General features: G+C 56.6%; 15 protein-coding genes. 5 read left to right on the top strand and 10 right to left on the bottom strand.

Translation table 11 applies throughout. The features are described 5' to 3' along the window. The first annotated feature begins 36 nt into the window (after positions 1 to 36). The 3 genes from ACSYTG_RS13510 to ACSYTG_RS13500 all read left to right on the top strand — a co-directional run bounded on the left by ACSYTG_RS13510 (position 37) and on the right by ACSYTG_RS13500 (position 1,682). Entirely contained in the window at positions 37 to 282 is a 246-nt protein-coding gene (locus tag ACSYTG_RS13510; RefSeq protein WP_095350048.1) for a hypothetical protein, read from the top strand. A gap of 176 nt (positions 283 to 458) precedes the next feature. Further along, positions 459 to 728, top strand: coding sequence for a hypothetical protein (locus tag ACSYTG_RS13505; RefSeq protein ID WP_143221915.1), 270 nt, complete (start codon positions 459 to 461; stop codon positions 726 to 728). Between the two features lie 462 nt (positions 729 to 1,190). After that, on the top strand, positions 1,191 to 1,682 hold the full coding sequence (locus ACSYTG_RS13500) for a Ros/MucR family transcriptional regulator (protein ID WP_198912040.1): 492 nt from the start codon (positions 1,191 to 1,193) through the stop codon (positions 1,680 to 1,682). A 4-nt stretch (positions 1,683 to 1,686) separates the two neighbouring features. Here ACSYTG_RS13500 and ACSYTG_RS13495 read toward each other — a convergent pair whose 3' ends face one another. The 4 genes from ACSYTG_RS13495 to ACSYTG_RS13480 are packed head-to-tail and all read right to left on the bottom strand — an operon-like array spanning position 1,687 to position 7,288. After that, complete coding sequence (locus tag ACSYTG_RS13495) at positions 1,687 to 4,842, bottom strand: error-prone DNA polymerase (RefSeq protein ID WP_489784098.1); 3,156 nt, start codon at positions 4,840 to 4,842, stop codon at positions 1,687 to 1,689. Beyond that, on the bottom strand, positions 4,835 to 5,110 hold the full coding sequence (locus ACSYTG_RS13490) for a hypothetical protein (protein ID WP_489784099.1): 276 nt from the start codon (positions 5,108 to 5,110) through the stop codon (positions 4,835 to 4,837). The genes ACSYTG_RS13495 and ACSYTG_RS13490 overlap by 8 nt, the downstream gene beginning before the upstream one ends. Then, positions 5,086 to 6,606 carry a DUF6504 family protein gene (locus tag ACSYTG_RS13485; RefSeq protein ID WP_489784100.1) on the bottom strand — a complete coding sequence of 507 codons (1,521 nt, stop codon included), beginning with the start codon at positions 6,604 to 6,606 and terminating at the stop codon, positions 5,086 to 5,088. The genes ACSYTG_RS13490 and ACSYTG_RS13485 overlap by 25 nt, the downstream gene beginning before the upstream one ends. After that, entirely contained in the window at positions 6,500 to 7,288 is a 789-nt protein-coding gene (locus tag ACSYTG_RS13480) for an ImuA family protein (RefSeq protein ID WP_415420785.1), read from the bottom strand. Before ACSYTG_RS13480 ends, ACSYTG_RS13485 begins: the two co-directional genes overlap by 107 nt. 186 nt (positions 7,289 to 7,474) lie before the next feature. On the opposite strand from ACSYTG_RS13480, the gene ACSYTG_RS13475 reads away from it, so the two are divergent. After that, positions 7,475 to 7,690, top strand: coding sequence for an antitoxin VbhA family protein (locus tag ACSYTG_RS13475; RefSeq protein ID WP_253531379.1), 216 nt, complete (start codon positions 7,475 to 7,477; stop codon positions 7,688 to 7,690). Positions 7,691 to 7,706: 16 nt separating this feature from the next. On the opposite strand, the gene ACSYTG_RS13470 is transcribed toward ACSYTG_RS13475, so the two are convergent. The 6 genes from ACSYTG_RS13470 to ACSYTG_RS13445 form a co-directional block, all read right to left on the bottom strand. Beyond that, positions 7,707 to 8,333 carry a hypothetical protein gene (locus ACSYTG_RS13470; RefSeq protein ID WP_415420786.1) on the bottom strand — a complete coding sequence of 209 codons (627 nt, stop codon included), beginning with the start codon at positions 8,331 to 8,333 and terminating at the stop codon, positions 7,707 to 7,709. Positions 8,334 to 8,429: 96 nt separating this feature from the next. Continuing rightward, positions 8,430 to 8,816, bottom strand: a complete 387-nt coding sequence (gene bamE / locus ACSYTG_RS13465; RefSeq protein ID WP_083503713.1) for an outer membrane protein assembly factor BamE domain-containing protein — start codon at positions 8,814 to 8,816, stop codon at positions 8,430 to 8,432. A gap of 183 nt (positions 8,817 to 8,999) precedes the next feature. After that, positions 9,000 to 9,902 carry a TraB/GumN family protein gene (locus tag ACSYTG_RS13460; protein WP_165992560.1) on the bottom strand — a complete coding sequence of 301 codons (903 nt, stop codon included), beginning with the start codon at positions 9,900 to 9,902 and terminating at the stop codon, positions 9,000 to 9,002. A 49-nt stretch (positions 9,903 to 9,951) separates the two neighbouring features. Beyond that, complete coding sequence (gene mazF / locus ACSYTG_RS13455) at positions 9,952 to 10,281, bottom strand: endoribonuclease MazF (protein WP_165992561.1); 330 nt, start codon at positions 10,279 to 10,281, stop codon at positions 9,952 to 9,954. Between the two features lies 1 nt (position 10,282). Beyond that, complete coding sequence (locus ACSYTG_RS13450) at positions 10,283 to 10,525, bottom strand: AbrB/MazE/SpoVT family DNA-binding domain-containing protein (protein WP_373319922.1); 243 nt, start codon at positions 10,523 to 10,525, stop codon at positions 10,283 to 10,285. A 236-nt stretch (positions 10,526 to 10,761) separates the two neighbouring features. Beyond that, on the bottom strand, positions 10,762 to 11,844 hold the full coding sequence (locus ACSYTG_RS13445; RefSeq protein ID WP_415420795.1) for an IS5 family transposase: 1,083 nt from the start codon (positions 11,842 to 11,844) through the stop codon (positions 10,762 to 10,764). A gap of 217 nt (positions 11,845 to 12,061) precedes the next feature. Between ACSYTG_RS13445 and ACSYTG_RS13440 the strand changes: the two genes are divergently transcribed. Further along, positions 12,062 to 12,637, top strand: coding sequence for an acyl-homoserine-lactone synthase (locus ACSYTG_RS13440; protein ID WP_491706483.1), 576 nt, complete (start codon positions 12,062 to 12,064; stop codon positions 12,635 to 12,637). Positions 12,638 to 12,740: the final 103 nt, after the last annotated feature.

Raw genomic sequence — 12,740 nt, 5'->3', positions numbered from 1 at the left:
CATAAGTTTGCGGCACTCCCCCTCAATGGGGTCAAGATGACTGAAAAACAACAGCCCACGACCCTTCTGGGTCAGGCAAAGACACCCGAGCAGCGGGCGGTTCTTGATGCCATCGGATATGGCGATGATTTACCTGCAATGGATGCTGCGACAACCGACTATCTTTTGCATGTGGGACTAATTGAGGCCGATGGCAACAGTTGCCGGATGCCCGAAGCCGTCCATAAAGCGTGGTTTGCAGAAATGGCGGCGCTGCCAATAACCGAGGAAGATCATGACTGATAGAAAAACAACCGAAACTCCATGGAAAGGTCTTGCGGTCATTGGGCTGCAGAAGGACGCCACGCCGTTTAGTTTTGAGCAGACAGAGATCCAAGAGCACACGCTAATTATGGGGCCGACCAGAATGGGTATGTCCCGCCTCGTGCGACAGAATGACGCTACAATGGATGTCACTCATGGAAAATAGCCAGAACATACCATGCGGATATACGCTCTACCGGCTAACTGTAGACGGCTCCCTTTCTGATGTGATGGGACACCTGCCGGCGACAGACGACGATACCGCATGGCAAGAAGTCGCCAAACTTAACGGTGCCAAACCGACACCGGGCATTCTGCGGTCGCTGAAAACGGCCTACCAAATTATGCCGGTGTATGAGGACGCGACTGGACAAACTGATCCGCGTGCAGATGCGACAGGAGAAGATTCTCAAAAAGATATCTGATGATCTTAAGACGCTTGTGCAGCTTCAGATCGGGAGACTGCAGCAGGATGCTCAGTCTTCTTCGACGACGGCTCAGAGGCACTGATATGCCGGCAATAAACAACGACATGGGCGGGGCGCGACTACGTGCTGCATTTATTCAAGACTTGAGAAATTTCGTTGACAACACAGACGTAATCCATGCGGCTGTAGACAGCGATCTTTATTGGTTTCCAGAAATGTTGGCTTTGGCCAGACGGGCAGATGATCTGGCTACTCGACTGGAGGAATGGGCGTGTCTTGCGCTTTTCTATGCGGCGCAAGCACCGTCTGGTACACTATTCCTCCAGTAGTGGTGACTGGCGGCAGTATTTTCCAGGGACGACTCTGGCGGGGTGCCTTTCAAAAACCATGGAATCCTGCCACAGACCCTGCCTTCTGCTTATGCGCTTTGCGCCAGATGTTCAGGGAATATTTCGATTTATGTCCAGCACCGACCGACCAACACCTGACGATCTCAAACGGATGACGGCCACGATCGTTAAGGGATTCCTTGCCGGGAACCCGATGGATTTGGAAAAACTCCCTGCTCTGATCAAGCTGGTTTATAGGTCTCTGGAAGAAGCGCACATCCCGGTGGAGGAACCGGAACCGGAAATTCCGGCCGTGCCAATCGAAGAATCCGTTTTCCATAATTATATTATCTGTCTTGAAGATGGCCGGCACATGAAGCTTCTGAAGAGCCATCTCAGGCGCATATACAACATGACACCTGACGAATACCGTGAAAAATGGGGACTGCCACCGGATTATCCTATGGTGCCCAAAGCCTATTCTGAGAAATGCGCGGCTAATGAGTACAAACGGAAGCACGGACGCAAAATGCCTGTCCGACGCAAGAAGGACCCGAATCAGGCTCCTATGCTGAAAGGTGCGCTGCCTAAATCCAACCGAAAACGTAAACGTCCCGACTGAGGTTTTAGCGAAAATCCCGTGAACTGATCGCAATATCTCGCCCGCTTTCGGTGCTAAGGCGGGAGAGCATTGGCTGGAGATCCTCGACAAAGCGCACGACCAGATGGGTCACATCACCTTCGCGCTGGAGGCGCGCGTAAGCCGCGATGAAGCCCGATCCAACAATAATGGCCCGTTGCGCTGTCACGCGATCTTTCCACAAAACCAGATTGGCTGTGCCGGTTTCGTCTTCGATCGTCATGAACATGACCCCGTTCGCGGTAGAGGGCCTCTGGCGCATCAGCACCAGACCGGCTACCCGCACGAACGCGCCATCGCGGACCTGTGGCAGATCCGCAATGGGGGTAATCTCCTGACGGGCAAGCGTGTCGCGCAGGAAGCTGAGCGGATGGGCGCGCAGGCTTAGTCCTGTTGCATGGTAATCTTCCACCACGGCGTTGCCTGCCGAGACTTCGGGTAATTGCGGGTCAGGCTCCCAGAGTTCGGGGGTCGGTGCATTCCGCCCCCGGTCGGCCGCTTCAAAAAGAGGTAGCGGGGCTGCGCCAAAACCCTTGAGCGTCCACAAGGCCTGTCGCCTGTCGGCCCCCAGTGCGCGAAAGGCATCCGCTTCGGCGAGCTTTTCCAGCAAAGACAGCGGTACATCCGAGCGGCGCCAGACATCATCCAGACTGTCATACCCCGCCCCACGGGCGAGGATCAGCCGGGCTATTGCATCACACGATAGGCCCGACACCAGTCGGAAACCCAGACGCACAGCCTGCCGCGCTCCATTGCGTCCTGTCTCCAACGTGCAGTCCCAGCGTGAGGCATTGATGCAGACCGGCCGGACTTCCACCCCATGTTCGCGCGCGTCGCGTACAATCTGGGCCGGGGCATAAAACCCCATGGGCTGGCTGTTGAGCAGAGCGGCACAGAACACATCGGGATAATGGCATTTCAGCCAGGCCGAGGCGTAGGCAATCAGCGCGAAACTCGCCGCATGGCTTTCGGGGAAACCATACGCTCCGAAGCCTTCCAGCTGTGTCCAAATGCGCGCAGCGAAAGCTGGATCATATCCATTGGCAATCATGCCGCCCAGCAAACGGGCCTTCATATGGTGGACACCACCCGTGGAGCGGAAGGTACCCATGGAGCGCCGGAGCTGGTCTGCTTCCCCACCAGTAAAGCCCGCACAATGCACCGCAACCTGCATGGCCTGCTCCTGAAACAGCGGAATGCCGAGTGTCTTGCCCAGAATACGCTGTAGGGCGGGGCTGGGGCAGTCCGGAGCTTCTTCTCCCGCCCGGCGTCGCAGATAGGGATGGACCATGTCGCCAGTAATGGGACCAGGGCGCACGATGGCGACCTGCACAACCAGATCGTAGAAGGTGGCGGGCTTTGTGCGCGGCAGCATGGCCATCTGCGCGCGGCTCTCGATCTGGAACGTCCCCAGCGTGTCCGCCCGGGCAATCATCTGGTAGGTCGCGCGGTCCTCGGGCGGGATTGCCGTCATGTCGAGCGTGCGGTGGTAGCGTGACTGGATGAGGTCAAAACAGCGCCGCAGACAGCCGAGCATGCCAAGGCCCAGCACATCGACCTTCATCATGCGCATCCGGTCGATGTCATCCTTGTCCCAGACCAGGGTCTGGCGTTCCGCCATGGCGGCGGGGCGCACGGGCACCAGTTCGTCGAGCCGGTCAGCGGTCAGCACGAACCCGCCGGGATGGGTGCCATACTGGCGCGGAAAGCCCACCAGTAGACGGGCAAGTTGCAAGACCATGCCAAGTCGCCTGTCGCCAGCAGACAGGCCGATCTGTGCCAGCCGTTCGGCAAGCAGGGCCTCGTCGTGCAGGGCACTGGCCAGATGTTTCGACATCTGGCCCAGAAGATCCTCTGGCAGACCGAATGCCCTGCCGACTTCCCGCAGCGCCCCTTTAGGCTGGAAACGCATAAGAGTGGCGCACAGGGCCGCATGGGAGCGACCATAGCGCCGATAGATCCACTGGATAACTTCCTCGCGCCGGTCGGCTTCGAAATCCACATCGATGTCAGGTGGCTCCTGCCGCTCTTCGGAGACAAAGCGTTCGAACAGAAGGCCTGAGCGGACGGGATCAATGGCCGTGATCCCCAGCACGTAACACACGGCAGAATTGGCGGCTGAACCGCGGCCCTGGCATAAGATGCCGCGTGAGCGGGCATAGGCGACGATGGTATTTACCGTCAGGAAATACGGCGCATAGCCAAGACGTTCGATCAGGCCCAGTTCGTGATCGAGCTGCTGACGGACATCGACAGGGGTGCCTGTTGGATAGCGATAAGGCACGCCGGCCCTGACGAGGCGGGTTAAAACGGCCTGCGGTGTCTCACCGCTTCCGTCAGTCTCATCGGGATACTGGTAGCGCAGATCCTCCAGCGAAAAACGACAAGCGGCGGCAATCTCCTGGCTGCGCACCAGAGCGTCCTCATAACCGGGGAACAGGGCACGGATCTCGCTCGGGCCGCGCAGGTGGCGGGAGAGATGCCGGGTGCGTTCCGCTCCCAGTGTTTCGAGAGTGCGGTGGCAACGAATAGCCGTCATCACGTCATGGAGGATCTGGCGGGACGGGTCATGCCACAGTACATCTCCCGTTACGACGGGGAGCGCGCCGTTTTGGACACAAAGCCGCGCAATCCACGCCAGTCGTTCGCTCTCATGCCCCTCGAAACGGCGTGTGAGCGCGACATAGGTCGGGCCGACGTCTTTCTGGCGGGCCAGTTCTGCCAGCCGTTCCATGTCGCCCTGCAGGCGCTGGTCATCACTGGGGAGCAGAATCAGAATCAGATTACGTGCTTCGCGCGTCAGATCCTGCCAGCGGAGCTGGAACGCATCATGCGGTCCACGGCGCGCACCCAGCGTCAACAGCCGACACAGCGACGCCCAACCCTCCCGATCCCGTGGATAGGCGAGCAGGCTCGCGCCCTCTTCCAGCTCCAGCCGTGCCCCCGGAATGAGGCGGATACCGTGCTCAGTCGCCGCGTCATGGGCACGTACCAGTCCGGCCACCGAATTGTAATCGGTGATACCCAATGTCGTGTAGCCCAGTGCTCTGGCCTGCTGCATCAGTTCACCGGGATGGCTGGCCCCGCGCAGGAACGAGAAACAGGTCGCCACCTGCAACTCGACATAGCCTGCCTCACTCACAGCGGGCCTCGGTCGGGTGCGGATGGGCTGAAGCTGTTTGGCTGCCTGTGTCCTGCGCACGGCACAGGATGAAGCCACAGCGTTCGAGATGGGCGACCAACCGCTCAGCAACCAGTCGGGCCATCAGCTCGTCCGCATCATGCACCCGGCGGCGACCATCATGACATAACGCGTGCATGAGGGCATCGGCGATGTCGTCTGTGCGGGCCGGACGCAGGCCGGGAAGGTCTGGCGGGCGCTGCATCAGAAAAGCCCATGCAGGAACCATACGGCCCGCCCTTTAGCCGGACCCGTGCCATCATGAGCGACGAACAACCAGAAGCGTTCGCCCTCTGCCGTCTCGGCTACCCAGTAATCGCGCGCGCAAGCGCTCTGGGGGTCATGCCACCAGTCGCTCCACACCCGCTCTGGGCCGATCAGCCCGCGAATAGTGTGCGTGGCACGCCTCCAGCGGAAGGCTTTGGGCGCGCCGTCAGGCCAGGACGCCGTAACGGTAATGGAAGCTGGCGCTGGGAGTAACCGGGCAGGTCGTGGCCCATGAGGACCGACTGAGAAGTGTTCCGCCATACCCTGCACGCGCTCACACCCCGTATAAGCCTGTTCGCATTCAGGAAACTGGCTGCCTCCATCGTGCAGGCGCGAGAGGCGTTGAATCCCGACCCGTCCCCCAAGACGCTCAAGGAGGGCAGGCAGGCCTGCGGGATCGGTGGTGGGTGTCAGCCAGTCCCGGGTGGTCGGGGCGTCCAGTGGGGCTGTTTCTGTTGCACTGAGGGTAAAGGCTTCAATCCCGAAGCCCGGTTCTATGGTTTCGATCCGCTCGGCCAGAAGCCGGTTCAGCCGGACAGGATCGGCGCTGGGGTTCGATAGTCCAATCTGAAGGCTCTGGAGTGTGCCATCGACCCGCATGCACTGCACCTGCAGTTGGCGCGCGCCGTGCCCCCGCCGGCTCAGGGTGTCTGCCAGTTCCGCCACGAGGTTTTCCAGAGCGCTGGCAATGGCTGGGGCCGTGCTGATTGGCTCAACCAGTGTACCAGAAGCGCGGAAAGCCTGTGGTGCTGTCCTGAAGGAAAGGGGTTCAGGCAGCCGTCCCATCGCCTGATCAAGCCGGTCGGGCAGGGCCTGCCCGAAGCGGCGTGCCAGAGGCGCGCGGGGCATATCCAGCAGCTGGCCGACACGTACCAGACCCAGACGGCGCAGGGTCGCCAGTGTCTCAGGTTCAAGTCGCAGGCTGGCCAGAGGTAGTTCGCGCAGAACACTCTCCTGCCCCCTCGGGGGAATGAGGGTGATGGACCGGTGGCTGCTGCGGGCGACAGCCGCCGCTATGGCTGCTGTATCTGCGATCGCGATCCGGGCCGAATAACCGGCCTTTGCAAGACGGGTCAGCAGGTGTTCAGCCATCTGGTCCTCACCTCCAAAAAGATGATCACAGCCAGTGGTCTCCACCCACACGCCATCGGCGCCATCGGTGGCCGTGAGGGGCGACAGCCACTGGCACCACAGGGTGAGCGCCTCCAGTGCGGCCTGATCGGCCGCAGGTTCGGCCTGCGCCACGTGCAGCTCCGGTTGCATGGCCCTGGCCTGTGCCAATGGCATCCCGTGGCATATCCCCAGTCGCAGGGCTATGGGATCGGCTGCTGTCACCAGAAGCCGGCCACGCTCAGGCGCGTAGAGCGCCAGTCCGCTGCGTGAAGGGGATGGCTGCTGTTTCTGGTGTCGCTCGATCGGCCAAAGGGGCAGCCACAGGGAGAGAATACGTCGGGTCATGGCGTGTCGGGGTAATGATCCAGGTGCCGCCAGGTCCACCGCGATGACGCAGCAGTTCGACAGCCCAGCGCTCTGCGCCGGCAACCGGAGAAAGAGAGGGGAGATCGGTGCGCAGTGTTGAGGGGCTGCCCCCAATCCGCCAGCGGGTCATGCTGGCGCTGGCTGGCGGGTCATTCTGAGCCCCTGCCGTGCGACAGAGCAGGAAGCCACTGACGTGGCTTCGACTGGCAGCCAGCACGAGGCGGCGGGACTGGGTGAGCGTAAGCGGTATACGGATATCCGCGACCAGGGCACAGACCCCGCGTTCGTTCAGCACGTCCTCGCACAAAGCTTCCAGACCGCCCTTGCGGGTGGTGACGCAGAGCAGGCGACCGGGATTAAGGCCGGACTGACGGATGCCCGGGGCGGACAGGTCAGGGTAGTCCTCACTGGCCCAGATCACTGGCCCGGTGGTGCGGGCCAGCACATGAGCGACGAAGGCTGCTGAGCGGGATGAGAAAACACTATCACGTCCGGCGCTGAATACTTCATGCACGCAGCCTTGTGCAAGGCCGCCGTCCAGATGCGTGTCGATGGCTGTAAACCCGGTTGGTAGCCGGTCGGCCGACGTGTGCTGGGGGGCTTCCATCCGGCGGATTTTCTCGCGCAGAAGATCCAGCGTATCAGTCTTGTTCTGGTGCATGGGGTCGCTCCTTTACCCCTTATGGCTACAACAGAACAAAACAGGAACGCAAGGGAATTCCGGTCCGCGCGAGGCCCGCTGCTGCTATCCGTCTGATCTGGCGGGGAAACTGGAATGGCGAAGCTTTCGTGACTCGCTCAGGGCGGCATCTGGAGGTAAAATGCGATGTCAACGATGAGGTAACGCGTGAAACAGCTCACAGACTCTGACACAGAGCGCCGCCTGCAGGCGGTTCAGGACGCGCTGGCCAGTGCCGCCCGGGAAGGGCAGCGGGTTTCTCCAGAGGCAGCCGCAGATCTGGAAGCGTACGTCCGGGGAGAAATCACGACAGACGAAATTCGCCAGCGTGCCATGGCGCGGCTACATGCGGATCCACGCTACAAGGCCGCCACGCGCTCATGATCTGCATCTTCGATACCTACCGATCGGCCGACTTCCATGCATCGAGAGAAACGATCTTGCGCGCGACCAAATCCTGACGGGCATGTCCCGTGTCGTTGCTGGCAAGAGCGGCCGGGCGCGCGGGATTGGCTTTACGGTAGGCATCGAACACCTTGCCAAAAGCCTCCCATGCCCCTGCTATCCAGTGACCCCCATGCCATGCCTGATAGAAAACCCTGCCTGCCGCTTCCCGTCTGGCACGGAAAGCCGGATCATTCAGTCTCTGTTCCACGGTCGTATTCTGTGTGATCTGCTCAATCTGGAACCGCTCATCCTCTGCCTGTGCCAGCAGGTGCAGAAAAGTATCGACCGCTTCCTGCAGGGAAAGCCGCGCTTGTTCCTGAAGTTCGTCTAAATCTGCGAATATCGAAAAATCGAACCCTTTTGCTTCGGTTCGGACGGTACGGGAAGCTTCCCGCCTGAGGGTCTCGGCTTTGCGGGAAAAACGTAGTCCAGCGCCATGGAGTGTTGCGGCGACAGTCTCGGTGTCCGGTGTGAGCTGAAGGACTGTTTCAACCGTCCGCTCCGCCAGTTTTTCACGACCGAGGCGGCGGACTGGAGTAGACAGACCCGCACCGACCTGAACAGGGTTATCTACGCTCATTTCACAGTTCCGACTGCAATCACCTTCAACTCGCAGTTATACTTCGACAGTGGGAACCAGCCTGATGTCATCAGGCTGGATTTTATATTCCTGAAATCAACTACCGAGGCCGCCGTGCGATTTCACTGCGGAATTCGACAGGGAATGATGCCAGACCTTATTCCCATTAAAGATTATGGAAAGCTGTTTCTCAGTTCCGTGGGAGCCAGAGGAGAACATGCCATAGTAAGGGATGAAATTTGTCCCGTCCTCTTTAGATTTGGTGAAAGCATATTTCCAAACTTCATGACCACTATCGGTGAAGCTGGTATCCATTGGGTCACCAAATTGAGCGCGAACCTGATCTTTGGTTGTGACGCCGTCCTGAATTTTCTGGTCGACTGTCGCGCCAGTTTCGTTCTTGATGGATTCATTCCCGCTTGAAGCACAGGCTGACAGAGCCAGAAGAGCAGTCAGGCATCCAGCCAGGGTAGTATTTTTCATAAACTTACCTTCAATGCATAATTTCTAATTAAAGATTCCGCAGGCAGAACCACCGCAATTTTATAGCACATATATGGATTTTCTGTGAATAATAAGCTTACTTTTGATAATGTTTTTCGGTCATTGCTGCCCGTCAGTAGCGATATCCCGTGATCAAAAAGCGTCCGATTACCGTGACATAGTTTATTTATTCGCGGGCAGCGTGATCGGACGCAAATGATACCCATCGCGTCGCAGTAGAGCCGCTAGTCCATCTGGTCCACCTATATGGGCTGCTCCGATCAAAATAACCGCACCGCCGGATCGTAGATATGGCGCCATATCCCGATACATTAGGCGGGTACGCTTGGTAATTTCGTAATCATACATTTTCTTCTCGCTTGGCGTGACTTTACGCTCTCGGATCCATGCATCCAATTCATCATATTGTCCATTTTGAACGAAGGAAACAAATGGGGGGGATGAAAGGTTTTCATCAGGTCGTTTAAGCATCTCAACGATTGCGTCACGATAGTAGTCATCCGGAATTTCCTTTTGTACCGCCTTCCATTCGTCGAGATGTTCGAGCCACTTGATAAGGACGCCTGATTTTTGCGCTTCAGCATGCACGACAGCATCACGGGATAGAGTTGCTGGTTGCGGGCACGGCATTTCGAGAATAAATTCGGCTAATCTTGCTGTTTGCATGTTCAACAGCACCCGCGTGAACATCTCCGTATTGCCCGTTCGAAGCATTTCCTGACCAGTATAGCACGCGAGATGCGGTTGCAGTCTGGCTTTAAGCTTTTCGATATCTATTCCATGGACCCATGAGGCAAAAACAGTGGAATCAAGTGCGATTTCAGATATGGGGTGTTCGAGCTTGTCAGGTTGGGTATCCGCGTTTCTATCTGCCGTCCCTTCAGAAACAAGCACTGTTTTTCCTACGAAGACGGCTGCACTTGGAGCCTGAATCCCAAAGATGGGACCATGAACGGCCGGTACGATAATACTTGGCTTGGTGTTTGAGTTCTCGATCTGAATAGCATCCACGTCAGCAAATGCCACAGGGCAACGAAGCACCATGATCGCAGCGAGAGCGATCATGGTGCTTATTTTCCTTATGGTCGTCTGGTTGTCACCCATGGTGATTCACTTATTTGCCGATCAGTGCGCGGGCTTTCGCTCGGATTTCCGATAGTTCTTTCTCAGACACACGACCTTTCTTCTTCGCACAACGCGCCCGCCAGTCGAGTGACTTCACTTGATCCGCAAGAGCCGCGCTCTGCCGGTCGTTGTCGATTGCGACTTCGAAGGGATAGCCCTTCCGTTTGGTGGTCAGCGGGCAGCACAGCATCAGGCCAATCCGATTATAAGCCACCGGCGAGAGAACGACGGCAGGTCGATGACCGGCCTGCTCGTGTCCAGTCTGCGGCGAAAAATCGAGCCAGACGATATCGCCGGCATCTGGCACATAGGCGGCCATATCAGAGACGTTCTCCGCCGACCGCTGCTCCGAAATTTACTTCGGAATGAACATTCTCCGGGGTAATCCCTGCCAACAGATCCGCCAGATCGTATTCTGCGACTGTGACTGGCTCGATGATGACGCGACCACTTTCCTCGCGCACATCGACCGGCTGATCCAGCTTCAAACCAGCCGCTGCCAACACTGAGGCGGGGATGCGGACAGACGCACTATTTCCCCACTTTTTTACCACAGCCTTCATCGTTACCACCATAACGTATTAACGAAGTCGATACTACAGGCCACAACGCCACGTGTCAACGGCGTATCGACATCATTTCTTATTCGGATTCCGCCCGGTCATTTGGAAGGTTCGAAGAACCGTTGATTGATTTTCCTTTTGCCTGATTTCAGGTTTTTAGCGAGTTGATTGCTGGTTCGTGGACCTGATTTTCACTCTGCGTATTGAGTAGAGAGAGGGTCTCATGCTCTGGATTGCTACGCGATCGCGTTAATCCGCTCCAGGAGAAGAAAGCGACGCATATTATAGACGATATTGGCCAGTCCGATCCTCATGGTGGCTCGGGTAATGCCCACGGTCCGGACGAATAATCCCGTTTGCGATTTCTGATCGGCAAAGACATGCTCGACACGAGACCGGATAATGGATTTTCCGGCATTGGACCGCTGGATATGCCGGAGCATGGGTTTGAGATGAGGCTTCTTGCGATGGACCTTCGAAACAAAGCCCCGCTTTTCCATGAAGGCTTCATTGGCTTTTGAGCGGTAGGCTGTATCTGCCCAGACATCAGACGCCGTATTGCTGCGATCAAGAAGCCCCTCACGTAGTCTGGCACCATCGCTGGTAGTGGCATCCGTCGTCTTCCATTTGCGGATCAGCCGAAATTTCCGGTCGATGGAAATATGCGATTTATAGCCAAAGAAAGGGATGGCGAGATCCGTAGACGGGATCGTCCCGTCATCCTGACGCTTTGCTTTGGTGAACTTCAGCGTCCATCGCGCATGACGATCTTTATGGGACAGCTTTGACGGCTTGTCCTGCCAATCCTGTGGGATCCGTCCTTCCCGCAGTTCGGCCTTCTCCGCACTGGTATTGCGCTGCTTGGGAGCTGCCACCAGTGTAGCGTCCAGGATCTGGCCTGACATGGGTAGATAACCGGCATTCCGCAGGGTCGCATCAAAGCGGTTGAACAAAACATCAATTGCTCGCGCCTGTGTCAGACGTTCCCGGAACAGCCAGACGGTCTTGGCATCAGGCATGCGGTCAGACAGCCCCAGACCAAGGAAGCGCATGAAGGACAGGCGGTCGTTGATCAGGTATTCCGTCCGTTCGTCGGACAAATTGTTCAGCGTCTGGATGAGCAGAATTTTGAACATCAGCACTGGATCAAACGGAGGACGCCCGCCTTTTCTTCCGTCTGAATAGGCCAGTGCCTTGTTCAACTCCGGACGGAACACCTCAAAATCCACAGTCCGGGAAAATGCTTCAAGTTGGTCACCAAGCCCACTCAACCGAGTAAGCCGCTCTTCAACATCAAAGAAACCAGACTGCGTCATCAGCCACTCCTCCAGTCATCACAGAGACAGAGCTAAAACCATAGGGTTTTTCGGACCCTCTACCGTCGTATTCAAATTAAAATGGCGCTTCAAAGCGGCTGCGAATACGCCATAATTTCAATTATATAATTAATTTATAATTAGTTAACCTATCAATATTAACTAATTATAAATGATATTGGTGTAGAATAAATCAAAATCTCCATAGGGAGGTTTTGTGATGATAAGAGTATTTAGTTACAATCAAAGGCAGGACCACGGTCAAACATATTTACAAATGCTTCGAGCACGTGCCATTGTTTTTTCAGATCGCCTGAATTGGGACGTTAATGTCGTAGATGGAAAAGAAGAAGACGAATATGACCGGGAGTATAACCCACTCTATTTCGTAGCAGAGCGGCCTGATGGTTCACACGCAACATCCATGCGTATCATCCCCACCACGGGGCCGACAATGTTGCGTGACAAATTTCATTCATTTTTTCCAGATTGCCCGGATATCTATAGTCCAACAATATGGGAAAGCACCCGTTACTGTGCAACATTACGACCTGGTGAGATACATTATACAGGTGAGTTAGCACGCACTCTGTGTCAAACGTGCCTCGAAAACGGAATTACTCATCTTACAGGTATCTTTTTTCGGCCAATGTTACGGATTTATGAGCGTGCGGGCTGGCCACCTGAACCTATTATGAGTGCTCAACTCGACGGGAAGATGATTACGCTTGCCACGTTTGATGTGTCGCAGGCGCGTCTTGACGAAATTAATAAAAAATTTGCATTGGCCGCTTAAAATCTTATATGCCAGCCAAGAACATCTTGGCTGGCCTTAATCGTAATGGTTCCTGACACACACAATGCGCTTCTTCCCCTAGGGGATACCCTTCTCGAACGCA

The sequence above is a fragment of the Acetobacter sp. ESL1128 genome (genome assembly GCF_058505085.1).
This window is presented reverse-complemented; position numbering and strand designations above follow the sequence as displayed.

Bases quoted from the DNA above. Each gene is read 5' to 3' on its own strand.
- ACSYTG_RS13510 (WP_095350048.1), top strand. From the start codon at position 37: ATGACTGAAAAACAACAGCCCACGACCCTTCTGGGTCAGGCAAAGACA.
- ACSYTG_RS13505 (WP_143221915.1), top strand. From the start codon at position 459: ATGGAAAATAGCCAGAACATACCATGCGGATATACGCTCTACCGGCTA.
- ACSYTG_RS13500 (WP_198912040.1), top strand. From the start codon at position 1,191: ATGTCCAGCACCGACCGACCAACACCTGACGATCTCAAACGGATGACG.
- ACSYTG_RS13490 (WP_489784099.1), bottom strand. From the start codon at position 5,110: ATGGTTCCTGCATGGGCTTTTCTGATGCAGCGCCCGCCAGACCTTCCC.
- ACSYTG_RS13485 (WP_489784100.1), bottom strand. From the start codon at position 6,606: ATGACCCGACGTATTCTCTCCCTGTGGCTGCCCCTTTGGCCGATCGAG.
- ACSYTG_RS13480 (WP_415420785.1), bottom strand. From the start codon at position 7,288: ATGCACCAGAACAAGACTGATACGCTGGATCTTCTGCGCGAGAAAATC.
- ACSYTG_RS13470 (WP_415420786.1), bottom strand. From the start codon at position 8,333: ATGAGCGTAGATAACCCTGTTCAGGTCGGTGCGGGTCTGTCTACTCCA.
- bamE (WP_083503713.1), bottom strand. From the start codon at position 8,816: ATGAAAAATACTACCCTGGCTGGATGCCTGACTGCTCTTCTGGCTCTG.
- ACSYTG_RS13460 (WP_165992560.1), bottom strand. From the start codon at position 9,902: ATGATCGCTCTCGCTGCGATCATGGTGCTTCGTTGCCCTGTGGCATTT.
- mazF (WP_165992561.1), bottom strand. From the start codon at position 10,281: ATGGCCGCCTATGTGCCAGATGCCGGCGATATCGTCTGGCTCGATTTT.
- ACSYTG_RS13450 (WP_373319922.1), bottom strand. From the start codon at position 10,525: ATGAAGGCTGTGGTAAAAAAGTGGGGAAATAGTGCGTCTGTCCGCATC.
- ACSYTG_RS13440 (WP_491706483.1), top strand. From the start codon at position 12,062: ATGATAAGAGTATTTAGTTACAATCAAAGGCAGGACCACGGTCAAACA.